Source organism: Sinomicrobium endophyticum, from assembly GCF_052983315.1.
This window is the reverse complement of the sequence record NZ_JBRKIS010000025.1, coordinates 405,448-431,503: the sequence shown is the minus strand read 5'-3', so window position 1 is coordinate 431,503 and position 26,056 is coordinate 405,448. Positions and strand designations below refer to the sequence as shown.

Below are 26,056 nucleotides of genomic sequence, written 5' to 3'. Positions count from 1 at the left end.
TTATATGTCCGTTTCGCCGGGTTTTATGTCCGGCCAGTTCAGGACAGGTTTAATTTGCAAATATAATTTTATTTTTCGGGTATTTCAGGTTTTTATATACAGCATCCTCCGGCGGGATTTGTTTTTGTCCCGAAAAATTATTTTGCTTTACCCGGCGCCCGGTTTCCGCTTCCTTCGATCCCCAGAAGGTTATCTCCCAGTTCCTGTCTTTTGGCATTGGCCAGTTCGACTATTTTATTGACTATTTCCGGATGTTTTTCTGCTACGTTCCTTGTTTCCGAAGAATCGGTAGCCAGATCGTATAATTCTATGTTCTTGATATTGACATACTTGTATTCTCCGGGCAGTCCTTCCCTGCCCGGTTCCTGCCCTTCCATGGTCCGGTAGTTATGTGGAAAATATAATTTCCAGTCCTTGTAGCGAACGCCGTGCAGCTCGTTTACTTTGTAATAGAAATAGTAAGCCTCATGCGGGTTTTCATCCGTTTTTCCGGTCAAAATATCCCATACGTTCTTTCCGTCTATTTTATGTTTCGGCAGGGTGCTGTTGGTCAGGGATGCTATGGTAGGGAACAGATCAATAGCCATTACCGGGGTGCCTATGGTTTTGTCCTGGGGTAATTTACCCGGAAAACGGGCAATAAAAGGCTCCCGCTGCCCGCCTTCCCAGGCAGTACCTTTTCCTTCCCGGAACGGGTATGCGGAACCGGAATGGTCGCCATAGGACAACCAGGGGCCGTTATCGGAAGTAAAAATAACCAGGGTATTTTGGTCCAGTCCCTGTTTTTTAAGCGCCCGGAGTATTTCTCCGACGGACCAGTCTATTTCCATAATCACGTCCCCGTAAAGTCCTCTTTTCGATTTACCGCGGAATTTGTCCGAAACGAATAACGGCACATGCGGTTGCGGATGTGCTACATATAGGAAAAACGGGTTTTCTTTATTTTTTTCAATAAAATCGACAGCTTTTTCCGTGATCTGTGTCGTAAGCATGGACTGGTCATTGAGCGTATCGATGATTTTTTGGTTTTGGTATAAGGGCAGCGGATCAAAATTAAATACGGTTCCCTGTTGCGGATGGTTGGGCCACATATCATTGGAAAAGGGAATGCCGAAAAAATCGTCAAAACCCTGGTTGTTCGGCATAAAATCCGGGTCGTCGCCCAAATGCCATTTTCCGTAAATGGCGGTGGTATATCCACTGGATTTCAGCATATCAGCCATTGTGGTTTCCCCGGGATTAAGACCTGTTTCGGAATGGGGCATTAAGGCGTTATGAATACCGATTCGATTCGGATAACACCCGGTAAGAAGTGCCGCCCGTGAAGCTGAACAAACCGGTTGTGCCGCGTAAAAGGCAGTAAGTTTAATCCCTTCTTTTGCCATTTGATCGAGATTCGGGGTTTTAATGTCCGGCGAACCGAAACAGCCCACATCTTCATAGCCCTGGTCGTCCGTGAAAATGATGATCACATTGGGAGTATTGTCTTTTTCTTTTGTTGTGCACGATAACAAATAGATGATAAATATACCGGGAAGTAGAATTTTTTTTAACATGGTGTATGCTGGTTTTGGATGTCGGAAGAACAAATAAAGGATTTTTTCCGGAATATGCGGTTATAAACATATCGGAAATGAAGGATAGCAAGTTCCTTTCAAGGTAAAGGAAGAGGGGATAATGATGCATTCGTAATTTTTACTTTATCTTTGCACCGCGATAAACTAAAGTATTGTGGTTAAGATTGGTAACATAGAATTAGGAGAGTTTCCCCTTTTGCTGGCACCGATGGAAGATGTGAGTGATCCTCCTTTCCGGGCGCTTTGCAAAGAGCAGGGGGCAGATGTGGTGTATACCGAGTTTATTTCTTCGGAAGGCCTGATACGGGATGCGGCCAAGAGTATGCAGAAGCTGGATATTTATGAAAAGGAACGCCCGGTGGGTATCCAGATATTCGGTGCGGAACTGGATTCCATGTTACAGGCAGTGGATATTGTAGAACAGTCTAATCCGGATATTATAGATATCAATTACGGTTGCCCGGTGAAAAAAGTGGTATGTAAAAATGCCGGTTCCGGGATATTGCGCGATATACCGTTGATGATAAAGCTAACGGAAGCTATGGTAAAACGCACTAACCTGCCTGTTACGGTAAAAACCCGCCTGGGTTGGGATAGTGATTCCATTAAAATAGTGGAAGTAGCGGAACGGCTCCAGGATGTGGGCGTACAGGCTATATCCATACATGGCCGCACCAGGGTGCAGATGTATAAGGGAGAAGCAGACTGGGGTCCGATAGCCGAAGTAAAGAACAATCCCAGGATGCATATCCCGGTATTTGGTAACGGTGATGTGGATACCCCCGAAAAAGCAGCGGAAATGCGGGATAAATTCGGATTGGACGGCGCCATGATCGGCCGTGCCAGTATAGGATATCCGTGGTTTTTCAAGGAGGTAAAGCACTTTTTTAAAACCGGAACACACGCCGCACCTCCTACTATGGAAGAAAGGGTGGAAGCTGCCCGAAGGCACTTAAACATGGCCATCGACTGGAAAGGAGAAAAACTGGGGGTATTTGAAACCAGGAGACATTATACCAACTACTTTAAGGGCATACCGCATTTTAAGGAATACCGTCAGAAAATGGTAACTTCGGACGATGCTGCGGATGTTTTTGCAGCTTTTGATGAGGTCCTGGAGAAATTCGGGGATTACCAGTTTGTATAACGGGACGGGGATTGTTTTGATGGTTACCGGTTGCAGGGTTTTCTCCTCTGAATGTCTTGTGGGCTTGTTAATTACCCCTGTTCCATTATCAGTTTTTCCGAGATTCTTCCCGAAGCAATTTTGGAGGCGATAACCCCCAGGATGGCAATGGTACCAAAAACGACACCTATGTTAGACAGGTGTATTTCTACGGGGTATGGCAAGGAGGGTGTAATAAGAAGCCACCCGAAAAACATTTGTGACCAGGTGAGAAGTACGCCCAGGGCAATACCTATGGAACCACCAACCAGGGTAACAATGAGCCCCTGTACAAAGAAAATGCGGCGCAATTGTTTTACCGTTGCTCCCATACTGAACAGGGTATTCAGATTTTTGCGCTTGTCCAGTATCATCATAATAATGGCCCCGACTACATTAAATAGCGCTATAATAAGAACCAGGGTAAATATGAGGTAAGTAGCCATATTTTCGGTGTTCAGCATACGGTACAGCGCATCGTTTTGCTCTACACGGTCCTTAACTACCACATCACTTTCAAAAACACCAGCTATTTCCTGTTTTACTTTGGGGACATTTGTGCCGGGTGCAAGTTTTATATTAATCCCCGTTATTTCGGAAGGCTCTTTATGAAGTATTTTTTGCACCAGTTCCAGGTCGGCAAAAACGTATTTTTTATCGAGCTCTTCGGTTACGGCATATACCCCGGAAACCGTTACAGCTACTTCATTATACGGGGTAGTATTGGATGTTATGCTTCCTTTTCCGGGTTTTGGCACCAGGATACGCAGGGGGTTCATATAATCGTTAAGAGCAAGGCCCAGGAGGCTGGCGGTGCCAATTCCGGTAACCACCTCGTTGAGTTCCCGGTCGAACCAGTTTCCGTAATAGAGGATACTGTCTGTATTCACTACATGGGAATAAACAGTATCTGTACCCTTGATCAGGGCTACATGGTTTTTTTGCTGATGGGTAAGGAGTACCTGTTCTTCTATTTCCCGGGAGAAAAAGGCTATTTCAGGGATGTCTTGCAGACGGTCTTTTTCTTCGTTGCTCAGGGTCATAAATTTCCCCCCGTCACTCATTATCCTCAGATCCGGATCAAAGGAATTACTGAAGGACAAGCTGAAAGTTTTAAGTCCGGCAAAGCCCGAAAGTACGATAAACAGCGCAGCCGCACCGATAACCACTACCAGGAAAGTGACCAGGTTAATGATATTTACGGCATTCTGGCTGCTTTTGGAAACCAGGTATCTCTTGGCTATGTATGAAGGAAAATGCACGTCTTGTCGTTACTCTGTTAGCCGAAATTCCGGAAATACTCCTTTAAAACGGAAAATATGGGTTACCCGTATTTTCAGGATTTTTTTCTTTTATCCAGGATATCCGGATTTTCAATAGGATTTTCCGAACCCTTGAGGGATTTTTCTATCTTGTCTATGTATTCGAGGGAATCGTCTACTAAAAATTCAAGTTCCGGAACTCTGCGTAACTGGTTTCTGGTGCGCCTTGCAAGTTCGTGTTTTATCTGTGATTTACTATTTTGTATCCCGGCGATGAGTTCACCGCTTTTAGCATTCGGGAAAATACTCAGGTAGACCTTTGCAATGGAAAGGTCTACGGTTACCGAAACTTTGGTTACGGAGATTAGTATCCCCTGAAGTCCCCCGTCCGTGGCAGCGCGCTGTAATATATCGGCCAGATCGCGCTGAATTACCCCTGCTATCTTTTTCTGTCTGTTACTCTCCATAGTGCAAAAATAGGAAATACCGGGAAGCCAGAGACAACTGTGAGGCATAAATCGTTACATATTCAATAAATTAGATAGTGATCGCTATATTTGTGGAAATGAGGAAAGCATGAAAAAAATAGAACATATTGGTATTGCCATCCGTAATATAGAGACTTCCAATGCTTTGTACACTAAACTACTGGGAGTTGCACCTTACAAAACCGAAATTGTGGAAAGCGAAGGTGTAAAAACTTCTTTTTTTCAGGTTGGGGAAAGTAAAATAGAACTTCTGGAGGCTACAAATACGGATAGCCCTATACATAAGTTTATAGAAAAAAGGGGAGAAGGGATACATCATATAGCTTTTCATGTAGAAGATATCGAAGCGGAGATCCGAAGATTACAGGAGGAAGGGTTTGCGGTACTGAATGAAGTGCCGAAACGCGGAGCGGACAATAAAATAGTGGCTTTTTTACATCCCAAAGGCACTAATGGTGTGTTGATAGAGCTTTGCCAGGATATCCAGTAGCTCCGGATCTTCCGGTGTTCCGGGAAAAAGTAGTAATATAAAAAGCCAAAAAAGCTTGCAGCAAATTAAAATATGTAGTAATATTGCATCCGCAAAATGCGGGTCCTATAGCTCAGCTGGTTAGAGCACCTGACTCATAATCAGGGGGTCCATGGTTCGAGCCCATGTGGGACCACCTGCTTACAAGTCCAAATGATATGAAAATATTGTTTGGGCTTTTTTTATGATTAAAAATCAGGGGTTTACGTATTCTTCTCTTTTTTATCCTAATTCTATTATTTGTCAACTTGCCAGGTTTTAGTCCTGATCCGGTATATCCTTGAATACAGAAGAACAGAATAAACTTTTAAATCCACAACCTGCCAAATTAAGCAAGCAATTTTTTGCTTCATATGCTGAAAATAAGTCTCTCATTTTATAAATGAATAAAATATGAGTTTATGAGTTAAAAATAAATTAATATTTTAGCTTTTTAAGTGTTGAAAAAACACTAATTTTATATTTTCCTATACCTTATCGGAATTAATGTGGAAAATAGATTAAAGAAGGAAATAGAGTCAATATTCTTAAAGTATTATCGCGAATGGTGCTTACTTTCCTATAGCTATGTGGGAAGTATGGATGAAACCCAGGATATAGTCCACGATGTTTTTGTAAAGGTTTTATTAAAGAAACAGGAAAAAGAAATCTCAAATCTGAAAAACTATATTTCAACATCGGTTAAAAATACAAGCCTTAAAAGAATCAGACATCCCCGGCTTATGAATATGGCATCTGAAGATAACCGCGAGTTTATCATTTCCCATGAGGGAGGAATTTGCTTTCGAAGGTTTGCGTTATTTCGATATTTTGGGATGGGGCATCACAGCGGAAGAGTTGAACCGTAATACATCGGGATGAAGCTGACCAACTCTCCGGAAAGTTATACCAGTTTTCCTGTGGACGCTGAGAGTTATCTTATCTATCAACGCCGTAACTTTAAAGAAGGTGTCAACGAGTTATGGCCTGTACTGCTTCATGATTACTTTGGGCATTTCATTCCGATAGATCGGAACAGGTACTGACCGATTTAAAACAAAAAAATAAAAGAACAGATGAAAAGAAGAGATGCATTAAAAACCATGTCGGCTGCGGCAGCCGGTTTGTATTTTTCCAATATACTCGCAAAAGAAAAGTTTTTTGGAGATCCATTGTTTTCCGGGATATCCGGGCCTTTTGAACCCACCTGGGATTCATTGATGAAATACGAAGTACCACAGTGGTTCCGGGATGCCAAGTTCGGAATATGGGCGCATTGGGGGCCGCAATGTGCCCCGGAAAAGGGAGACTGGTATGCCAGGGGAATGTACCAGGAAGGATCGGAACAATACAAATACCACCTGGAGCATTACGGACACCCTTCCAAATTCGGGTTTAAAGATATCATTCACAGTTGGAAGGCCGACCAATGGAACCCGGACGAACTGGTAGGGCTATATAAGAAGGCCGGGGCAAGGTATTTCATGGCTATGGCAAACCATCACGACAATCTGGATCTTTATGATAGTACCTATCAGAGTGAATGGAACTCGGTAAAAAGAGGACCAAAAAAAGATATTGTTAAGGGCTGGGCACAGGCCGCGAAAAAATACGATCTTCCTTTTGCCGTAAGTGTCCATGCCGCACATGCCTGGAGCTGGTTTGAAACGGCACAGCGTTCGGATACAAAAGGCCCCATGGCGGGAGTGCCTTATGACGGAAAACTAAATAAGGCAGACGGTAAGGGCTTATGGTGGGAAGGCCTGGACCCGCAGGATCTCTATGCGCAAAATCACCCTTTGAGTGAAAACAGCCTGGATAACGGGATGATCCATAAGCAGTGGAATTGGGAGAATGGTGTTGCCGAGCCCTCCCAGGCTTATATGGAGAAATTCTACAACCGCACAAAGGATCTTCTGGATAAATACCATCCGGAGATGGTGTATTTTGACGATACGGCTTTGCCGTTCTGGCCTGTCAGCGATGTAGGGCTTAGGCTGGCTGCTTATATGTACAACAAAAGTATTCGGGACCATGGAGAGCTAAAAGCGGTAATTAACGGAAAAATACTTTCCGAAGACCAGCGGCAGGCCATGGTGTGGGATATAGAAAGAGGACAGAGCAATACCATAGAACCATTGCCCTGGCAGACCTGTACCTGTATAGGCAGCTGGCATTACGACAGGGAGATTTATAACCGGAAGGGATATAAATCCGCACAAACTGTTATTCATACCCTTATAGATGTAGTCAGTAAAAACGGGAATCTGATGCTCAATATACCCGTACGGGGTAACGGCTCCATTGATGAACAGGAGAAGGCTATTGTAGAAGAAACAGGCCGATGGATGGAGTTGAACAGTGAGAGTATTTATGGTACACGGCCCTGGAAAATATTCGGGGAGGGGCCACAACAGGAAAGCGCAGGAGAATTAAAGGCCCAGGGGTTCAATGAAGGTAAAGGACTGCCATTTTCGTATAAAGATGTCCGTTTTGTCACCAAGGGAGACGATCTGTATGCTACCGTTATGGGCTGGCCGGAACTGAATAAGGTTGTGATTAAAAGCCTTTCTTCCAAAAGCAAATACCGGAATAAAAAAATACGGAATGTCCGGCTGGTGAGTACGGGACAGGATCTTTCGTTCCGTCAGACCGCCGAAGGCCTTGTCGTAGATTTTCCGGAGAATAAGGTTCGTGACTTTTATGCTAACCCTCTTAAAATTTCATAAAAGAAAATCAAAACCAAAATCCCGGGAGATAGTTAATAACCATCTTTAGAGGTCCCACAGGATAGAATGTCAGATTAACCAAAAGTTCCAAATTCTGTACAAAATGGTGCGGAATTTGTATTCATATAGCTGGACAAATCGGAAAGAAATTTTTGGTTTGTCCTTTTTTGTTTTACTGTTTATCAATGAACTTGTTTAAACTTTTTCCATCCAATGGTTTTCTGTTTTTTACTGCTTTATAATATGGGAGGAGGTTATAATATATATGCCCGGAACTCGATGCTTTCATCCGAATGCCCCTGGGGAATTTGAATCAGATACTAGGAGATAGATATAATCAAGCAGTATTTCTACAAAATTAATTGCTTATTTTGTTCTTATCATGAAACTTTTAATTGTAGAAGACGAACCGGCATTACTCCACAGCCTGAAGGAATATGCCTCCCAGGAAGGATTTATTTATGATGCAGAAGAAGACTATGCCTCTGCTCTGCAGCGTGTATCCCTGTATGATTATGATTGTATTATTTTAGACATCAACCTTCCGGATGGCAGTGGATTTGACTTGTTGGAAGTGCTTCATCAAAAGGACAAAACCGAGGGGGTTATTATTCTTTCTGCCCGTAATTCCCTGGATGACAAGTTAAAAGGCCTGGACCTGGGGGCGGACGATTATCTTACGAAACCTTTTTACTTTTCCGAACTCCATGCCCGGATCAAAGCTATTATCCGCAGAAAACAATTTAGAACCAACAAATGGTTACAATTTGGCAACCTGTTCATTGACCCAGACCAATATCTGGTAAGCATAGATGATCTTCAACATCCGATTACTCTAACCAAAAAGGAATATGCTATTCTCACTCACCTGATTAACAACCATAAACGGGTTATTACCAAAGTATCCCTGGCCGAATATATCTGGGGTGATTATGTTGATGAAGCCCAGAGTTTTGATTTTTTGTTTTCGCAAATCCGGAATCTCAAGCAGAAACTGAAAAAGGCAGGGGCACAAGTGGAAATCCATAACATTTACGGGGTAGGGTACCAAATTAAGCCATTATGAAACTCCTTACGTATACTTCCCGCATACAACTGTTGCTTTTCCTGGTCCTCTTCGGGATCTTTTCTATTTTATTTTACCTGGTTTTCCGTTGGAATATCAGGGAAAATGTAGACGAAGTGCTCTTTAACAGAAAGGAAAACCTGATCGCCTTTCTAGAAGAAAATCCACAGGCCCCATATGCAGAAGATAACCCACTGGATGACTTTACTTTTTATGCTGTAAATCAGGATAGTTTTCAAAAAGGAAGAGAAAGTTATAAAGACACTCTCGTTTACGAACCTGTAGATGACGAACTGGATGAATACCGAAAACTGACCACTTATGTAGAATTGCACGGGAGTTACTACCGATTGGAAATTGTGAAACCTCACCTGGAAGCCGTGGAGGTCATCAGTACCATTGCGATTACCTTGGGAGGGTTATTCCTGGGAATGGCCCTTTGCTATTATTTGTCACAATATATCATCGCCCGGAGGATATGGAGACCTTTTTATGATATGCTGGAAAAACTGCGATACTATCGCCTGGACAAACAGCAATTATTAACCTTGCCCGACTATCGGGTCGATGAATTTCAAATGTTGCGCGAAGCAATCATGGAATTGGTCAAAAAGAACAAAGAAGTATTTGACAGTCAAAAGCAGTTCATAGAAAATGCTTCGCACGAAATGCAAACACCTTTGTCTGTTATCCAGTCGCGTTTGGAAGCCCTTATCAGCCAGGAAGAACTTACATATGAACAAGCAGCCATAATAGAAGGTATCATAGGATCGACACAACGGTTAAAAAAGCTAAATAAAACCCTGCTGCTTTTGTCCCGGATTGAAAACCGGCAATTTCTCCTAACTGAAGAAATTCACATAAATGAGATCGTAAACCGGTCTCTTGCCTACTACGAAGAGCAGAAAATTGCAAGGAGCATTGAGGTTACCATACAAAGAGAGGATGAATTGACGGTACAAGGAAATGTAACCCTTACCGAAATACTGGTTCAAAACCTGCTTAAAAATGCCTTCTTGCACAACATCCGGGAAGGGAAGGTAATTATATCAATGATGGAAAATAAACTCTCCATCGCGAATACGGGAAATAAAAGAATATTGGAAAAGAAAAAACTGTTTCACCGTTTTTATAAACAATCCGGCAACCCGGATACATGGGGCCTGGGCCTGGCCATTGTCCATAAAATAGTGGAAGTAAATGGTTGGACCCTGCACTATGAGGAAATTAATGAACTCCATGTTTTTGAAGTGATATTCAAATAACGCAACACTTCGCTTTCCAAAATTTCTACAGAATTAACCTTTTACTTTGTTTTTTCAGTATATTATACGAAATAGTAACCCTGTCAAAAAAGATTACGTTATGAATAGAAAAGAATTTCTAAAGAATTCGGCAATTATAGGTGGTGCAGCTATCCTGCCCGGTAACAGTGTTTTTTCACAGAATGTTACCGAAAATGGTATCGACCAGCTTGTGGACAGCAACGGTAATTTCATTTTGCAGCCCCTTCCTTACAACAAAAACTTCTTAGAGCCTCACATGGACGAGGAAACCCTTCACCTTCATTATGAGTTTCATCACGGGGGCGCTGTTAAAGGAGCCAATAAGGACTTGGATCAAATTAAACAACTTCTCCAAACCGGGGAGATGGACTTGGCCGACCTTTGGACCAAAAAATTGGCATTTCATTTCTCCAGTCATGTACTGCACAGTATTTTCTGGACCAACCTGACCAATAAAAAAACAGAACCCAAAGCGGAACTGCTTCGACAAATTGAGAAGGATTTCGGGTCGTTTGACCGCCTAAAGGCCTATATTGCTAAAATATCCAAATCCGTGGAAGGCAGCGGTTGGGGAATTTTGGGATATCAGCCCTATTCCAGCTCGTTGACCCTGTTGCAATGTGAAAATCACCAGAAACTCACCCAGTGGGGCGTTATCCCGCTGCTTGTGATCGATGTATGGGAGCATGCCTATTATCTGAAATACAAAAACAAAAGAGCGGATTTTGTAGATACGCTGCTGGAGATCATCAACTGGGACAATGTGGCAGAACGATTTGTAACCGCCAAAAAATTGCACGGGTAATCTTTTTGTCGGGATGCAGAATAAAACCTGACCACAGCATTATCCGGGATTACTGCCGCAGTGGTATTAATCTCGGAGAGTGGTTAACAATTACAAAATTAAAATAGGTCTACACTTCTGAACGTACCTATTCTATTAGCAATTGCAATGAGCTGTCGTTGATTTCAAACCGGTGATTCTGTAACATGGTCAGTATTTCTGCTCCAGCCAGTAATACCGGCCCATATCCATGTGCTGCATAGACATTGACAGGGCGGTAATAATAAAATGCAGGATCAAATCCCATTCCGGTGCCTACACAGGTATCTTCTACCTGGCCCTTTTCGTTTATTTTTGTCGCCACTGCATTCCAGCCCAGGAGTACGGCAGGAGCATAAGCGAGTTTGTCAATATAACCCCTGTTGATGGCCCGGGCAATGGAAAAGGTATAAATGGCCGTGGCCGAAGTTTCCAGGTAAGTGTCAGGACGGTCCAGGAGCTGATGCCAGAATCCCGTACCGTTTTGGCAGGAAACCAACCCTTCTATATGGGCGCGAAGTTGTTCCAGCACAGCATTATATCCTTCGTGTTCTTTTGGTAGTACCTCGAGCAATTCCACCAGGGTCATTACTGCCCAGCCGTTTGCCCGTGCCCAGTGAAATTTCGGATGTACTTCCATAGCCTCCACCCAGCCATGTATATACAGTCCTTTTTCTTTATTGAACATGCGTTTTGAAAACTGTAGTACCTGTTTTACCGCATCGTCAAAATACTTTTCCTGACCGGAGAATTTTCCCATTTGAGCCAGGGCAGGGACACTCATAAACAGGTCATCCAGCCAAATAGTATTGGGCTGGGGGCGGTTACGGGCAAGAGTGCCGTCCTCCAGGCGGAATTCCTTGTTACTTATATAATCGATATAATTGTCAATGAGAGGGGTAAGTCCGTCCTCTGTTCCTTTTTTCCCGGCTTTTATCATTGCAGCACATATTGCTCCCGCGTCATCAAGAGCGTGCGGGTCAATAACAGAACGGATAGGGGAAGCGCTTTTTGGTTTTTTTGCCAGCTGTTCCCGGTAATGGGGAGCAATATCAGCAATAAGCTTCAGACGCTTATAGGTGTATTCGGTGAATTTTTCATTACCCGTGACTTCGCCGGCCAATAGCATCCCGGCATAAGTTACACCCCATTCATAGCTGGTGAGTCGAAAATCTCCCGGGGCGAAGATAGTATTTTCATCGAGTTGTGTTTCGGAAGTAATTTCTTCCCCGGTTTTGTCATTTATCAATTTTGCGGGAGTAACAGCATCCAGATAGGAATATACGCGATCCAGTGTTTTCAGGATACTGTCTGCCTCCGGCTTGCCATAAGGTGTTGGATAGTCAGGTTGTAACAAGTGAAGCGGTGTGTTGGTGTCGGTTATTGGCTTCTGTTGTGCGATTGACAACCATCCCGAAGCAAAGAGGACAATATACAGCAGTAATTTTTTGTTGATCATCTTGGTAGTGGTATTGATTGATTTGTTGTTAAGAGCTATGTATAAGATTATTTAAGGCGACAGACTTTAAAATCGGAAATTTCCTGATGAGATTTTACGGTTCTGAAACCGAAATAACCATTACTTAATGGTTTCGGGTCTGTATAAGAAACAAATTCACGGTCATTGACAAAGACCTTAGTGGTACCGTTGTATACCGTAATTTTTATGTGGTATTCCTGATTGGTTTTCAGCAGTTTATCCTTGTCATTGGTATCCATCAATAATTTTCTTTCCCCATTCCCCGTATATTTGCGAAAACGGGTGGTACTATTGTAATTTCCACCCATCCCGAAATAGTAAAGGGAAAGAGAATCGTATTCACTAAAGATACCGGTCCGTGTAAACATATCGGTGTTATTGGGATCGGAGGCCATCCAGAATTGATTAAGGTCCGATAAGCGGTCGTTCCCATTTCCATCGATAACGACCTTTCTCCTGTATTCTATAAGAATGTTTCCAGACAGCTTTTCGCGGAACCACACAGTAGCCCCTTTATCGACATCTATAATCAGTTTATTCTGAAGAACGCTTATTCCGGAATTAGGTGATTTAGGTGTTTCTACAATCCAATTTCCCATGCCGGAGTCAAAATTATCATGATATAAAAGCTCTCCTTTCTGATAGCTTTCGTCTGATTGTCCGTAAAGTCCGGATAAAGAAAATATCAAAAAGCACAGGAACACAGTACCTGCTGGTATAATAAGCCCGGATATGCTTTTATTGGCACTCATGATAATTGTCAGGTTAATAGCTTACCAAGATAGGAGACCTTTTCCTGATTACCATCCTGTACTGTTATGCTTCTACCGGTTTGAACAGTACTTATTATCCTGGCCATGCTTAAAAAACGTCGTTTCCTGTTATGTAGGCCTGCCAGATTCCAACAGATTTGGAATACGGTGGAAAAAGACACATAAAATCCCGGTAATTCCGGGGACCGAAGGATAAAAAATAAACAGTTTCTAAAATATTTTTGCATTTAAACTAAAGATAAAACCAGTACAGTACAGGATACATTAGTGTTTTTCTGATAATATTTTTGATTTTTAACAGAAATAGTAATTTCCGGCGAGATAGCTATGTAAGCGGTAACAATACAAGCAAGTATATTTCTTATTACAAGGACAATTTTCTCAAGGGCAGCAGCTTTCCTCCGGCGACTATAATCCTTCCCGGCAGATAAAACAGATCTAAAATTACTAAAAGAAGGCAATTCCGACGTAACACAGGTGAGATCCGGACTCATGAATAAAGCCAACAGGGACCTTCTATTTAATCGGGGAAATAAATAAAAATCAGACAGATGAAACAAAACATGAACAGGAGAACTTTTGTAAAGCAATCGGTGATGTTATCATCCTCTTTTTACCTGACCCCAGGCATATGGTTTAGTGGTAATACAGAACAATCTGACCCGGTTTTGCTTGATTGGCTGAAAGATGGTAAATCAAATCAAACAAATGGTGTAACGTGGGGTGTTCCCTGGCCGAGAGGACGGGTAAAGAAAAGTACGGATTTCTGTATCAAGGACGCTTTGGGCAAGAAAATCCCGGTACAGAGCTGGCCGTTGGGTTACTGGCCCGACGGCACTCTGAAATGGACGGCCCACGCCATAGGAGCCGGAGGAAAGATAGAGGGAATGAAACTGGTAGCCGGAGAAAAACCGTTGAAAGACAGTTCCCTTAAAGTAAACGAAAATTCGGAATATATATCGGTAAATACCGGCCCGGTGTCCTGGAAGATCAATAAAAGAGGGAATGTATTGATACCTTCTGTTTGGAGGAATGGTAGGGAAATGCTACAAAAAGGGCGTTTGGTGGTGCTCCGGCAAAATGGCGACGATGAAAGGGCGGGAAATGTCATAACGGATAAATTCGAGGGAGAAATTGAGCGGGTTATTGTAGAGCAACAGGGACCCGTCAGAGCTGTGATAAAGCTCGAAGGCATGCACGCTGCTCCGGGAAAGAACGGGTGGCTTCCTTTTGTCGTTCGCCTGTATTTTTATGCGAATAGTGATGCCTTAAGGATCATGCACACCATAATTTATGACGGGGATGAAAATAAAGATTTTATAAAAGGACTCGGGTTTACTTTTTCGGTGCCCATGAAAGATGCTTTACACGATCGTCACATACGTTTTGCGGGTGAAGAAGACGGGGTGTTCGGAGAAGCTGTTCGCGGTCTTACAGGATTGCGGAGAGACCCGGGGGCTGAGGTCAGGGAAGCACAACTTTCCGGCAAGAAAACACCCGACCTTAGCGAATTTCCGGAAAATGTAGCTTCAAGGCTCGATTATATCCCGGCTTTTGGCGATTATACACTTTCGCAGACCCATCCGGACGCTTTTGAGATCAGGAAAAGGACAAAGGCAGGGCATGGGTGGCTCAAATCCGGTTTTGGCCGTCGTGCGCCCGGAATGGGATATCTGGGGGGACCTTCCGGGGGTGTTGCCTTTGGCATTCGGAACTTCTGGCAAAGCTATCCGGCACAACTGGATATCCGAAATGCACATGCGGATAACGGGGAAGTGACGCTATGGCTATGGGCGCCGGATGCACCTGCTATGGACCTTCGCTTTTATCACGATGGCATGGAACAGGATACTTATGCCAAACAACTGGAAGGGTTGGAGATCACTTATGAAGATTATGAGCCTGGCTTCGGAACCCCAAAAGGAATAGCGAGGACCAGTGAAATGAACCTGTGGATATTGCCGGAAACACCTGAAAGGGAAAAGATATCCGAAATGGCCGACCTGGTACAGTTTCCGCCTATGGTGATGACATCCTCGGAACATCTTCAGAAAACAGGAGTATTCGGCAAAACCTGGTCACTGCCCGACCGCTCAACACCGCTCAAAAGAAAAATAGAGGACAACCTGGACCGTTATTTTGAAATTTATAAAAGCCAGGTGGACCAGCACCGTTGGTACGGATTCTGGGACTACGGGGATTTTATGCATAGCTATGATACCGACAGGCATGTATGGCGTTATGATGTAGGCGGTTTTGCATGGGACAATTCCGAATTGTCCACAGATATATGGTTGTGGCTGTATTTTCTGCGGACCGGGAAAGCGGATGTTTTCAGAATGGCCGAGGCAATGACCCGGCATACGGGGGAGGTGGACGTACACCACCTGGGAGCCTATGCACCTCTCGGCAGCAGGCATAACGTTCAGCATTGGGGGTGCAGTGCCAAGCAATTGCGCATCAGTACAGTTGCCAACAGGAGATATTATTACTATCTCACCGCAGATGAAAGAGTTGGAGATCTGGTGGATGAACAGATTGACGCTGTGAAAACTCTGGTGAAGATACAACCCACGCGAAAAGTGGCCGACAAAAAAGTCTGGGAAAGCCATGATCCTGCCAAGGCCCATGTCGGGTTTGGTACGGACTGGGGAGCCATTGCCGCCGCATGGTTGACTGCGTGGGAAAGAACAAGCGATAAAAAGATAAAAAACAAGTTGCTGAACAGCATGAAAACAATCGCAGCGCAGCCCAAAGGATTTTTCTCAGCCGGAAGCAAGATGGATCTGGCTACCGGAGAATTTGAACAGGTGCCTCATGACAGGGCTTCCGCATCCCACCTGAGCGCGGTGTTCGGACTGGCGGAAGTATGTATGGAACTGGTAGAACTCGTGGATATGCCCGCATTTGAAAAGGCGTGGTTACAGTATTGCGAGCTTTATAACGCGGGAGAAGAAGCACAAAAAGAAGCACTGGGCAATGACCTGGGAAGACGTAACCTCGGACAGGCACACTCGCGACTAACAGCATTTGCGGCTTTTCGGAAAAAGGATGAGAAACTGGCCAAAAGAGCCTGGGATGAGTTTTTGAGCGGAAGAGCAGGTTATAAATTAAAGGAACCGGGAGTACAGGTTATTGATGGCCATGAAGTACTTCGTCCTGTAGAAGAAGCCTTTGTTTCCACCAATGCAACAGCACAATGGGGCCTTGCTGCTATCCAGTGTATGGCGCTGGTTGGGGAAAGTTTGAAAAAGTAAGAAACTGTCTGAATTTTGTCCTTTGACACCTTCGTTTAAAAGTTTCGCGGATCTTGTCCTGCCTGACAAAAAACATTATAGTTCCGAAATTATCGGGAGCAAAAGTAAATTTCAGACAGTTTCTGGCTTGTGTATGTACAAAGAATAAAGGCATTCATAGTAAAAACCATGAGAATACCACGATCATGCTTACCTGGACATATTTCCTAAAATTGAAAGGTTAACCTGGAAAATATCCGGGTTCCGTCTATCCCGAACTGTGTGGTTTGCCACGGATATTTAAACCTGCCCACAAAATCGAGATTCCTGTCGGTGGGAGAACCTCCGTTGTTTGCATAGGCTTTGGCAAAGGTATCGGGATATACGTCAAACAGATTGTTGGCTCCCAAGGTGAATTTTATTTTGTCCGTAAAAGCATAAGTAAAACTCAGGTCCGTCAGCCATTTACCACCATAGGTGGCATCGTCTTCCGGGTTACTGGGATGCCTGTAAGTTACTTTTCCGTAGTTCAGAAACGACAGAGTTGTAGAGAATCTGTTTATTTGGTACGTGCCGGTAGCTACAATTTTTTGTCGGGGTCTCCAGGTCTCTACCCTGGACACATCTTCCCTGGAAAAAATATCGTCTCCCAGGTCATTTTCCTCTATGAAAGCAGGGAAATTGGTACTTTTCACTTCCGTTTTATTGAAGTTTGCCGCAATACTTCCACTGAGTAAACCATTGCCCATTTCTATATTGTCATAGCTAAAAACGGCATCTATACCTTGTGTACGGGTATTGATGGCATTCAGAAAGAAGCCCGCGGAACCGACGTTTACTCTTTGTAAGGTCTGGTCTATGGGACTTTCGGGATCCCCGGTAGGGGTTACCTGCCCGGACAGGACAACCCTGTCATCTACATCTATCTGGTAAGCATCTACGGTAATACCAATCTTCCTGTTGATACGATAAGTGATCCCGGCACCAATATTAAAGGAAGTTTCCGGTTTTAACCTCGGTATCCCCAGGGCTCTTAACGCAGGATCGGCATTATTTAAAATGCCATTTTGCTGTATTCCGTCTTCGGTCAGGGTGGTGGTTATCGCCGTATAGTAAATCTGATGTAGGGAGGGGGCGCGGAAACCACTGCTCAGCGAAGCTCTTATGGACAATTTATCGTTCAGGGTTTTTAACCGGGAATTAAATTTCCAGCTTACGTTAGACCCGAAATCGCTATAGTTCTCATAACGAACCGCTCCCCCGATGAGGAAGGTTTCGGTTATATCGGCACTGATATCGGCATAGATCCCGAGGTTGTTCCTGTAATCATTAGAAGCATTCTCAGGGGTAAAGCCACCAAACGATTCCGATCCGGTCCGGTCTGTGGGGTCGTCCGGAGTACCGTCGGCATATGAGGCTTCTTCTCCTGCTTCGGTCACGAAGCGCTCTGTCCTGTGCTCGGCGCCGAAAGCCACGGTCAATGCCTCGATACCGGTGTCTTCAAAAGTACGGACAACATCCAGGTTGTTCACAAGATGGCCGAATTGATGTGCCCCGTTGTAAAAATCGGACGGGCTGCCGGCTCCGTAAGACTGGTTAAAGGAATTGGTAATGTAATAATCGATCCGGTTCCTTCCCAGGGTAGAGCTCAGGTCAAAACCCCAGCCGTTGTATGTGGTTTTTAGTCCGAGGGAGAAGGTGTAGTCATTGATCTGGGGAGCCATTTCGGGAAGAAAATATTCGGTGCCGGGATAGATCTGGTCGAAACCACTCACCCAATACGAGGTTCTGGCAAATTGGGGGGCAGAACCTGTTCTGTTGGTCAGGGTCCCGAAGGAATATATTTCTGTCTGTGATTCTTCGTCCAGCGTATACCCCATGTTATAGGAAAAATTGGTAATGGTCATATCGGGAAGGCCCACTTTAAAACCGGCACTGGGATTCCTTTCCAGAAAGGCTTCCAGATCGTTGGTATTAAAATCCGTTTCGTCCGTAATACCCCAGTAATTAGCTTCGTCTTCCACACTGGTAATAGTGCCCGGGCGTTGCGATCTTTTCTGATCGAAGTAATTTAAGGTGAGGTTGGCATATCCCTTGTCCAGGATATTCACCCCAAACCCGGCTTCTATCTGGTACTGCTCGCCGTCTCCTTTTGTGGTAGTGCTGTAGCTGGTATTGATATAGGGATCGGCCTCTTTCTTAAGTACCAGGTTAATGACCCCTGCTACGGCATCGGACCCGTATTGTGCCGCAGCACCGTCCCTGAGTACTTCTACACGTTCCAGAGCCGCCGAGGGAATAGCTTTCATATCTACGCCCACTTCACCACGACCCGGGGTTACATAGCTGTATACCAAAGCACTGGCATTCTTCCGTTTTCCGTTTACCAAGACCAGTGTCCGGCTGGGGAAAAGCCCCCGCAGGTCAGCCGGACTGAAATGGGCAGCGGCATCGGATATGGGTTGCTGCGTAGCATTGTAAGAAGGTACTTTGAACATGAGTTGCTGATCGAGAACCGCTCTGCCGGTTTGCTGCAATCCTTCCGCCTTTAAATTGTCTACCGGTACCGGGGAGTCAAAAGAGGTTCTGGGCCTTCCCCTGCTGGCTACCACAATGACATCATCGAGCTGGGCAGCGGCTTCTTCGAGGGAAATTAGTACAGTATCCTTATTGCTGATGTTCACTTCCTGTGTTTTAAAACCGATGTAGGAAACGACAAGAATGTGTTCTCCAGGCGGAACTGTAACGGAGAAATTGCCATCAAAATCGGTTTGCCCGCCAATGGTTGTTCCTTTAACCAAAACATTGGCCCCGGGCAAAGGGCTTCCCTCCCTATCGGTAACCTTTCCGGAGACTTCGCGTTCCTGTACCGTGGCGGAGGTATGGCCTTTTCTTTGGGCAAGTACAATATGGGTTCCTATGATAGTATAACCTGTGGCCGTATCTTTAAGAAGGTTGTCCAATACGGCATCCACCTTCTCTTTTTGAGCAGTAATGGATATTTTTTTACGGGTGTCTATATCTGCATTGCGATAAAAGAATTTGTAACCAGTTTGCTTGTTAATTTCTTTAAGTACCTTTTTTATAGAGACATTTTCAAAACTGAATTCGAGTTTGTCCTGGGGATAACCGGAATTGGCAGTCAATTGAAAGATGCAGGATAAAAAGAAGATTGCGGAAATTTTCATTTTTAAATTTTTGGTGGCCAGAGGATAAATCCTTCGGAAAAAGAAGGCCGGTAGAAATCTTTTTTTCATAATTTTGATTGCTTTAGTTTATTAATACTTCGCGGTTTGGTAATCTTAAAGCTTTATAAGGGGAAATGCGTCAACATTTCCCTTTTTTATTAGTCTCCGTTGAGGGTCTAAAACCCTGCACTTTGGCAGTGCGGAAAAATTATAGTCCGGTTATTAGATTATTCCGTTAGTTAAGCAACAGACATAAACTCGATAACTCAATAACCAAATAACTTATTAACTTAACAACCAATAACTAAAGAGCAATTTTTCCGCCCGCCGGGCATGATCGTTTATCAAAACTTCTGCGCTTTTCCGTGCTGAGCGGTTTAGTCAATAAAGGATTATTTTTCCATTTTCGGTCTTATACTTAAAATCAATACTACTGCTTATAATTTTCAGGATGTCTTTTATACTGTCTTCCCGGCCGAATTCCCCGGTAAAGTGTACCTGTCCGATATCCGGAAGTTCATTGACAATGTCTACATTATAAATACGCTCTATTTTTAAAATGATATCCTGAAGAGGTTCATTGTCAAATACTATCCGTTTGTCCGTCCAGGCCGTATACATACCGGTATCTACATCAAAGACTTTCATATCGGTCGTTTTTTTGTCATAAGCCGCCTGCTGACTGGGACGGAGTACAACCGGAGGAGATTGTTCTTCCGGGCTGCTAACCTTTACGGATCCATCCACAAGAGTAGTGTTTATAGCTGCATTGGACGCATAGGAAGAAACATTAAACTTTGTTCCCAATACTTCTATTTTCAGGCCGCCCGACTTTACAATAAACGGCTGTTCTTTGTTGTGGGCAACGTCAAAAAAAGCCTCTCCTTCGAGGTATACTGTTCTTGTTTCCTCCGTAGGCGAAAACGTCCTGGGATACCTGATACGGGTCTCTGCATTCAACCTGATCTTTGTACTGTCGGAAAGTACAAGGCTGAAAACCTTTCCCCGGGGAACAAGTATGGTATTGTACGCCGTATCTTCTTTCTCATTCCTTTTAGCGGGGGAGAGGTAAGACAGCTCTTCTTCCTGTTCCGGAATGATTTCTTCAGTCCCGTCGTTTGCAACGAGTACGATGTTATTGCTTTCCTCCCTTTCTTTTAAACCTTCTGAGCTACCCGGCGTATCTGTTGTATAGGTATAAAAATAAAACGAGAACAGACCGATAACCAGAACTGCCGCATATTTGTATATACTTTTAAAAGCCTTTCGTTTTGCCGGAGATGAGATGTCGATCTTTTTCGTTATTGTCTCAAAAGCCATGTCTGCGTCAAAGGAGTATTCTTCTTTCCGGGTATAATTCCACAACCTTACATGATCCTTAAAGGCTTTTCTGTTAACTTCACTGGCCTGTATCCAGTCGAGTAATTTCTTTTCTTCTTCGGCTGAAGATTTTCCGTCAAGATATTTTTGAATTAATGGCAGCATTTTATTATTTTCGATGTACTATTTTTCTATAAGATGCTTTTTTGGCTAAAAACCCCTATATAAATATTAAATATTTTATACTTTTTTCAATTGTAAAAAATGCAGAAACCTCACATAACTATTTCCTCACTAAAAGATAAGGCCACTTTTGAAAAGGTGTTTAAGTTGCATTATAGCTGGTTGTGCAATTACGTCGCAAAATTATCGGGAGATGCAGACCTTGCAGAGGATATAGTGCAGGAAGTATTTATACGATTGTGGGAATCCCGGAACGATATTGACGTTCATACTTCAGTGAAGCACTATCTTTTTAAAGCATGTCATCGCGAATTTCTTCAGCATATCAGGAGAGAGAAAAAGGAAAACAATTTGTTAGATGCCTTGAAATGGGAAACCCTGCATGAATTGCATGCGGAAGGGACAAATAATATTTCCGTGAAAATACAAGCCGTACACCAGGCTATAGAACAATTACCTCCCAAGTGCAGGGAAGCCTTTTTACTCAGCAGGTATAATCAGTTGAAGTATAAAGAAATTGCCGAAGAAATGGGGATATCCATAAAAACAGTGGAAATTCACATATCCAAAGCACTCACCTTATTGCGACAACATATCTCTTTACCGATGTATCTGATCGGCATTCTGCTGAAATTAGTTTGGATAAGGGGCTGATAGTGAAAGAATTTTAATGTAACCCTCAGGGAAATCACTGTTCAAGGTTCAAAAGGGAGTGGCGTGCCGTAGCGGGTAACGGGGTGTCCGAAAACACAAAACAAGGATTAAACTTAGACCGCCTCTAAATCACTTCAAAAAATTACTTGGCGGAAACCCGAATTGTTTTTTAAAACACCTGCTGAAATACAAGGGGTCATTAAAACCCACCATAAATGTTACTTCGGAAACATTGTATCTTTTTGTTTTCAGGAGTTGGGCGGATTTTTTCAGGCGTACGGTCCGGATGTACTCATTGGGGGCGAGGTCTGTTAATTCCTTGAGTTTTCTGTATAACTTTGAGGAACTCATCCCGGTTTCCCTGCAAATTAATGCCGTTGAAAGTTCCGGGTCATGTATGTTTTGCTCGATAAGCCCGGAGAGTTTCCTAATGAATTCTTCATCCACCGGGGAATGGGCTAGAGCGTAAACTTCCCCTTCTATTTCATGTGAAAATTTTGCTTTTAAGTCCGATCTTGTCCGGATAATATTCTCAATACGTGTTTTTAACAGATACGGATCGAGCGGCTTTGACAAATAGGCGTCTGCCCCGGCATCGTAACCCCGTATCTTATCATCATTCTCCGATAGGGCAGTAAGCAGAATAACCGGTATATGGCTTATAGCGTCACTTTTTTTCAGGGTCTCACAGAATTCATACCCGTTCATTTCGGGCATCATAACATCGGTAACACATAAAACGGGTTTGATTTGTTTGCATAATTGCAGTCCTTTCTCCCCGTTTTCCGCCTTGTACACTTTATAATGGTCCGACAAGAAATTAGCCAGGTAATTCCGGAGATCGGCGTTGTCTTCAACCAACAGTATCTTGTCTTTTATGGTTATGGAGCCGTTTACTTTTGAAGGTTTCGGCTGGTAACGATCTTGCATTTCATCCGGGGTTTCCGGAATTTGAACCATTTCCCCCTTATTGAATGCGGTTTGATTTATAGGGAGCTCTATGGTGAAGACACTACCTTTTTTCGGCTCACTGGTAACAACAATGTCGCCTTTGTGGAGTTTTACAAGCGACTTTACCAAAGCTAACCCTATGCCCGACCCGGTATTGTTCTCTTTACTGTTTGATGCCTGATAAAACCGGGAAAATATTTTCTTCTGGCTGTGTTCCGGGATCCCGATACCATCGTCGCCCACTTCAATAATGAGCCGGTCATTCCGCAGGGTTGAACACCCCAGGAATAGGTCTACATTGCCGTATTGGGGAGTGAATTTTATGGCGTTGGATAGCAGGTTGTACAGCATTTTATCGTATTTATCGCGGTCTATCCACCCCGTTATCTCCTCTTGCTCACAATTGAAGTGCAACTGTACTCCTTTGTTTTTTGCCAGCTCTTTAAAAGAATTAAAGGTTTTCAGGGTATGTTTGCGTATATTGGTTTGGGCGACCTTTAATTCCAGTTTACCTTTTTCTGCCTTTCTGAAATCCAATATCTGGTTTACGAGTAACAGCAATCGGTTTGCATTTTGATGGATCAGGCCGAATTTTTCCGTTTGTTGTTCATTATACTGCTCCCGGTTCTCGACCAACAGCTGTTTTGCCGACCCCAGGATCAGGGTGAGCGGGGTACGCAGTTCGTGAGAAAGGTTCGTGAAAAACCGGATCTTTTCGTTATTCAGTTTTTCATCGCGCTCCCTTTTTACTTTTTCAACCAGGAGTTCCTGTTTTAATCTTATCCTGTTTTTTATTTCACGACGAACAAAATAGAAAAGTACCGAGACAATAAATAAGGCCAGGAAAATCATCTTGTATGTCAACCAGAACGGAGGTAGTACTTTTATTTTGTAAGACACTTCATCACTCCATACACCACTGCTGTTTGTAGCTTTTACTTTGAAAATATAGGTTCCAAACGGCAAATTGGTATATTGAACCGTTCTTGTATTGCTGTTGGTTTGTATCCATTTGTCGTCAAAACCATCGAGCATATACTCAAATTTATTGCCCTTTTCATCCGTAAAGGAGGGAGAGGAGAATGCAATGGAGAAATTGCGATCGTTATAGGTCAGTGTAGCTTCTTTACTGTAATTGATATCCCTGGTGAAAATGGTCTGGCCGTTTATAACATCTCCGGGCAACACTTCCTTGCTTTGCACCTTAAATTCTGTGATTACGGGCGGCGGTGTCCACTCATTAGTCCTGATATGATCGGGGGAAAAATAGATCACTCCTTTTTTTCCGGCGACATAGATCCTGGAGTCACTGAATTTATAAAACCCGCTTGAGCTGAAGACATCCAGCCTGTTACCGCTTTTTACCCTGTAAACATCCAGTTCTTTCCGTTTGGGATGAAACCTGGCCAGGCCATTATTGTTGAGGTTTAACCAAAGGGCATCTTCCACATTTACAATATCCGTAATCCAGCTATCTTCCAGTTCCTGTAATTCATCCACCGTATGGAAATCATCGGTTTCCACATTATAAATTGCCAGTCCTTTTCGGGTGGTTGCCCATATACGCTGTTCGTGGTCTATTAAAATACCACTTACATTTTCGTTCGGGATTCCCGAATTACTTTTTGATGTATAGGTTTTCAGCACATTGGTTTCAGGATTCAGCCGAAGTACCCCGTTCTCTGCGGCCAGCCAAATATTTTTTGAACGGTCGATGGCGATTTGATTGATCTCTGTTCCTTTCAGCATATTACCGGCAAGAGGAGTACTTTTGCGGGTTTTCGTATCAAAATAAACTGCTCCTTCACCAAAAGAACCTATAACAAGTTTATCAGGAGCTATTGTTGCAAATGCAAGAACCGGTGTATTATGGAAACCGATAGGCAGAACCTGCGAATTTTGGGTGAGGTAATTATATATAAGAAGCCTTCCGTCCCAAAGGCCGCAATAAAAATTAATGCCGTCATCCGAATATATGCTGGCAATATCGTACTGGGGATTAAAAAGAGGTGAAAAATTTTCCCCGTCCCCGATAAATAATCCGTTGTAACGGGTAGCTACTATTACTTTATGGTCTGTTGTCCTGGAAAAACCCCGGATCCAGGGTGCTTGGTTATCAAGATACCTGGAAATATCCTTGTTGAGTTTAAACTGGTTGTCGTACGGATTGTATTTATCCAAACCGTCTTCCGTTCCTATCCAAAGCACCCCGGATTTATCAAAATACAAGGCATACACCAAATTATCGACGAGCGATAAATTGTTGGAAAGTATCGAATAATGCCACTGGTACTTTCCCTTTCGGATGTCTTCCAGGTTATCACATACCAGCAATCCTCCCAAAGTGCCCACCCAATATTCCCCTTCGGGAGACCTGGCTACCGATAAAAAATAGGGCCCCAGTTTTTCCCGCTGCTTTTCATTCTCCATGTACAGGTTTACAAATTTGTCTTTGTCCCGGTCCAGTTTGTAAAGCCCCTGGCGGGTCCCTATGAAAATATCCTGCTTATGATCTTCATAGATAAAATTCATATACGGATTCTTTTCGTCGGAATAGGGGACCTCGAGAGTGTATTGCTTTGTGTTTTTTATAGTTCCGTCCTTGTTTAAATTCACTTTAGTTATTCCGCTTTGTTCGTATGATCCTATCCAGATGGTTCCGAAGCTGTCTTCTATGATGGATTTCACATAAGCGGCTCCCCTAATATCAACTTTGGTAAACCTGCCGGATTTGGTGTCCATCAGGTACACCCCTTTATTTTTTGTACCCACCCATACCCTTTTAAAACGGTCTGTATGCAAAGAGCGGATTTCGTGATCTGGCAGACTGTATATGTTTTCTTTTTGAGGCAGGAAAGTGGTGAACTCATGCCTGTCGAGTTCAAACCGAACCAAACCGTTCCGTGTACCGATCCACAAAACATTTGACTCGTTGTCCAAAGCTAAAGCTGTAATGTCATCGTTGATGAGTTTATGGGATTTCTTTGCGCTGCCGGAATAAATATCGAATTCGTAACCGTCAAACCTGTTTAAACCGGCAAAGGTTCCCAACCATAGAAATCCCTTTTTGTCCTGGACAATATGCCGGACAGAATTATGAGATAGCCCGTCATAATCGTTGTAATGCTCAAAAGTTATATGTTGAGCATTTAAAATACGGATTGTGAAAAGGATTAACGATATAAATACAGATACGGGCCTGCTCATAAAAATGTTGAACTGTTAGTACACAATAGATGGATACGACTACATCGGGAGATTGAAGAAGATTAAGAGACAATCTCTGATTTTAAGTACATTTCAATCTCCTGTCAATCTTTTAACTATATTTTATTAATACATGACAAAATTCAATTTGAATAGATTT

The 26,056-nt window shown here is 43.4% G+C and carries 18 protein-coding genes and 1 tRNA gene; 11 read left to right on the top strand and 8 right to left on the bottom strand.

The window, feature by feature from the left end:
- Positions 1 to 137 precede the first annotated feature (137 nt).
- Positions 138 to 1,556, bottom strand: coding sequence for a sulfatase family protein (locus ACVBDU_RS10350; RefSeq protein ID WP_447179671.1), 1,419 nt, complete (start codon positions 1,554 to 1,556; stop codon positions 138 to 140).
- A 175-nt stretch (positions 1,557 to 1,731) separates the two neighbouring features.
- On the opposite strand from ACVBDU_RS10350, the gene dusB reads away from it, so the two are divergent.
- Positions 1,732 to 2,724 (top strand): tRNA dihydrouridine synthase DusB, encoded by a 993-nt coding sequence (gene dusB / locus ACVBDU_RS10345; RefSeq protein ID WP_447179670.1) that lies wholly within the window; start codon positions 1,732 to 1,734, stop codon positions 2,722 to 2,724.
- Between the two features lie 71 nt (positions 2,725 to 2,795).
- Here dusB and ACVBDU_RS10340 read toward each other — a convergent pair whose 3' ends face one another.
- Together ACVBDU_RS10340 and rbfA are read right to left on the bottom strand one after the other, a co-directional pair.
- On the bottom strand, positions 2,796 to 4,004 hold the full coding sequence (locus ACVBDU_RS10340; RefSeq protein WP_447179669.1) for an ABC transporter permease: 1,209 nt from the start codon (positions 4,002 to 4,004) through the stop codon (positions 2,796 to 2,798).
- A 74-nt stretch (positions 4,005 to 4,078) separates the two neighbouring features.
- Entirely contained in the window at positions 4,079 to 4,471 is a 393-nt protein-coding gene (rbfA, locus tag ACVBDU_RS10335) for a 30S ribosome-binding factor RbfA (protein ID WP_447179668.1), read from the bottom strand.
- Between the two features lie 109 nt (positions 4,472 to 4,580).
- Here rbfA and mce point away from each other — a divergent pair, with 109 nt between their 5' ends.
- From mce to ACVBDU_RS10295, 8 genes are all read left to right on the top strand, one after another.
- Entirely contained in the window at positions 4,581 to 4,982 is a 402-nt protein-coding gene (mce, locus tag ACVBDU_RS10330; RefSeq protein WP_447179667.1) for a methylmalonyl-CoA epimerase, read from the top strand.
- 101 nt (positions 4,983 to 5,083) lie between these two features.
- Positions 5,084 to 5,157, top strand: a tRNA-Ile gene (locus ACVBDU_RS10325).
- Between the two features lie 352 nt (positions 5,158 to 5,509).
- Entirely contained in the window at positions 5,510 to 5,869 is a 360-nt protein-coding gene (locus ACVBDU_RS10320) for a sigma factor (RefSeq protein WP_447179666.1), read from the top strand.
- A 9-nt stretch (positions 5,870 to 5,878) separates the two neighbouring features.
- Positions 5,879 to 6,046, top strand: a complete 168-nt coding sequence (locus ACVBDU_RS10315; protein ID WP_447179665.1) for a hypothetical protein — start codon at positions 5,879 to 5,881, stop codon at positions 6,044 to 6,046.
- A gap of 30 nt (positions 6,047 to 6,076) precedes the next feature.
- Positions 6,077 to 7,729 carry an alpha-L-fucosidase gene (locus tag ACVBDU_RS10310; RefSeq protein ID WP_447179664.1) on the top strand — a complete coding sequence of 551 codons (1,653 nt, stop codon included), beginning with the start codon at positions 6,077 to 6,079 and terminating at the stop codon, positions 7,727 to 7,729.
- A 382-nt stretch (positions 7,730 to 8,111) separates the two neighbouring features.
- Entirely contained in the window at positions 8,112 to 8,795 is a 684-nt protein-coding gene (locus ACVBDU_RS10305; RefSeq protein WP_447179663.1) for a response regulator transcription factor, read from the top strand.
- Entirely contained in the window at positions 8,792 to 10,060 is a 1,269-nt protein-coding gene (locus tag ACVBDU_RS10300) for a sensor histidine kinase (RefSeq protein ID WP_447179662.1), read from the top strand. Before ACVBDU_RS10305 ends, ACVBDU_RS10300 begins: the two co-directional genes overlap by 4 nt.
- 100 nt (positions 10,061 to 10,160) lie before the next feature.
- The gene (locus tag ACVBDU_RS10295; protein WP_447179661.1) at positions 10,161 to 10,886 is read left to right on the top strand and encodes a superoxide dismutase; all 726 of its coding nucleotides are present in this window, start codon (positions 10,161 to 10,163) and stop codon (positions 10,884 to 10,886) included.
- Positions 10,887 to 11,013: 127 nt separating this feature from the next.
- Here the strand turns inward: ACVBDU_RS10295 and ACVBDU_RS10290 are convergent, their stop codons facing one another.
- The gene (locus ACVBDU_RS10290; RefSeq protein WP_447179660.1) at positions 11,014 to 12,363 is read right to left on the bottom strand and encodes a glycoside hydrolase family 88/105 protein; all 1,350 of its coding nucleotides are present in this window, start codon (positions 12,361 to 12,363) and stop codon (positions 11,014 to 11,016) included.
- Between the two features lie 47 nt (positions 12,364 to 12,410).
- Positions 12,411 to 13,136: a DUF6250 domain-containing protein gene (locus tag ACVBDU_RS10285; RefSeq protein WP_447179659.1), complete on the bottom strand. Its 726-nt coding sequence runs from the start codon at positions 13,134 to 13,136 to the stop codon at positions 12,411 to 12,413.
- Between the two features lie 572 nt (positions 13,137 to 13,708).
- Here ACVBDU_RS10285 and ACVBDU_RS10280 point away from each other — a divergent pair.
- On the top strand, positions 13,709 to 16,414 hold the full coding sequence (locus ACVBDU_RS10280; protein WP_447179658.1) for an exo-rhamnogalacturonan lyase family protein: 2,706 nt from the start codon (positions 13,709 to 13,711) through the stop codon (positions 16,412 to 16,414).
- Between the two features lie 206 nt (positions 16,415 to 16,620).
- Here ACVBDU_RS10280 and ACVBDU_RS10275 read toward each other — a convergent pair whose 3' ends face one another.
- Both ACVBDU_RS10275 and ACVBDU_RS10270 read right to left on the bottom strand, forming a co-directional pair.
- The gene (locus tag ACVBDU_RS10275) at positions 16,621 to 19,581 is read right to left on the bottom strand and encodes a TonB-dependent receptor domain-containing protein (protein ID WP_447179657.1); all 2,961 of its coding nucleotides are present in this window, start codon (positions 19,579 to 19,581) and stop codon (positions 16,621 to 16,623) included.
- 381 nt (positions 19,582 to 19,962) lie between these two features.
- On the bottom strand, positions 19,963 to 21,066 hold the full coding sequence (locus ACVBDU_RS10270; protein ID WP_447179656.1) for a FecR family protein: 1,104 nt from the start codon (positions 21,064 to 21,066) through the stop codon (positions 19,963 to 19,965).
- Between the two features lie 99 nt (positions 21,067 to 21,165).
- On the opposite strand from ACVBDU_RS10270, the gene ACVBDU_RS10265 reads away from it, so the two are divergent.
- The gene (locus ACVBDU_RS10265) at positions 21,166 to 21,738 is read left to right on the top strand and encodes an RNA polymerase sigma factor (protein ID WP_447179655.1); all 573 of its coding nucleotides are present in this window, start codon (positions 21,166 to 21,168) and stop codon (positions 21,736 to 21,738) included.
- 129 nt (positions 21,739 to 21,867) lie between these two features.
- On the opposite strand, the gene ACVBDU_RS10260 is transcribed toward ACVBDU_RS10265, so the two are convergent.
- Entirely contained in the window at positions 21,868 to 25,896 is a 4,029-nt protein-coding gene (locus ACVBDU_RS10260) for a hybrid sensor histidine kinase/response regulator transcription factor (protein WP_447179654.1), read from the bottom strand.
- Positions 25,897 to 26,056 lie beyond the last annotated feature (160 nt).

Bases quoted from the DNA above. Each gene is read 5' to 3' on its own strand.
- ACVBDU_RS10305 (WP_447179663.1), top strand. From the start codon at position 8,112: ATGAAACTTTTAATTGTAGAAGACGAACCGGCATTACTCCACAGCCTG.
- mce (WP_447179667.1), top strand. From the start codon at position 4,581: ATGAAAAAAATAGAACATATTGGTATTGCCATCCGTAATATAGAGACT.
- rbfA (WP_447179668.1), bottom strand. From the start codon at position 4,471: ATGGAGAGTAACAGACAGAAAAAGATAGCAGGGGTAATTCAGCGCGAT.
- ACVBDU_RS10295 (WP_447179661.1), top strand. From the start codon at position 10,161: ATGAATAGAAAAGAATTTCTAAAGAATTCGGCAATTATAGGTGGTGCA.
- ACVBDU_RS10260 (WP_447179654.1), bottom strand. From the start codon at position 25,896: ATGAGCAGGCCCGTATCTGTATTTATATCGTTAATCCTTTTCACAATC.
- ACVBDU_RS10285 (WP_447179659.1), bottom strand. From the start codon at position 13,136: ATGAGTGCCAATAAAAGCATATCCGGGCTTATTATACCAGCAGGTACT.
- ACVBDU_RS10275 (WP_447179657.1), bottom strand. From the start codon at position 19,581: ATGAAAATTTCCGCAATCTTCTTTTTATCCTGCATCTTTCAATTGACT.
- ACVBDU_RS10350 (WP_447179671.1), bottom strand. From the start codon at position 1,556: ATGTTAAAAAAAATTCTACTTCCCGGTATATTTATCATCTATTTGTTA.
- ACVBDU_RS10265 (WP_447179655.1), top strand. From the start codon at position 21,166: ATGCAGAAACCTCACATAACTATTTCCTCACTAAAAGATAAGGCCACT.
- ACVBDU_RS10310 (WP_447179664.1), top strand. From the start codon at position 6,077: ATGAAAAGAAGAGATGCATTAAAAACCATGTCGGCTGCGGCAGCCGGT.
- ACVBDU_RS10300 (WP_447179662.1), top strand. From the start codon at position 8,792: ATGAAACTCCTTACGTATACTTCCCGCATACAACTGTTGCTTTTCCTG.
- ACVBDU_RS10315 (WP_447179665.1), top strand. From the start codon at position 5,879: ATGAAGCTGACCAACTCTCCGGAAAGTTATACCAGTTTTCCTGTGGAC.
- ACVBDU_RS10280 (WP_447179658.1), top strand. From the start codon at position 13,709: ATGAAACAAAACATGAACAGGAGAACTTTTGTAAAGCAATCGGTGATG.
- ACVBDU_RS10290 (WP_447179660.1), bottom strand. From the start codon at position 12,363: ATGATCAACAAAAAATTACTGCTGTATATTGTCCTCTTTGCTTCGGGA.
- ACVBDU_RS10270 (WP_447179656.1), bottom strand. From the start codon at position 21,066: ATGCTGCCATTAATTCAAAAATATCTTGACGGAAAATCTTCAGCCGAA.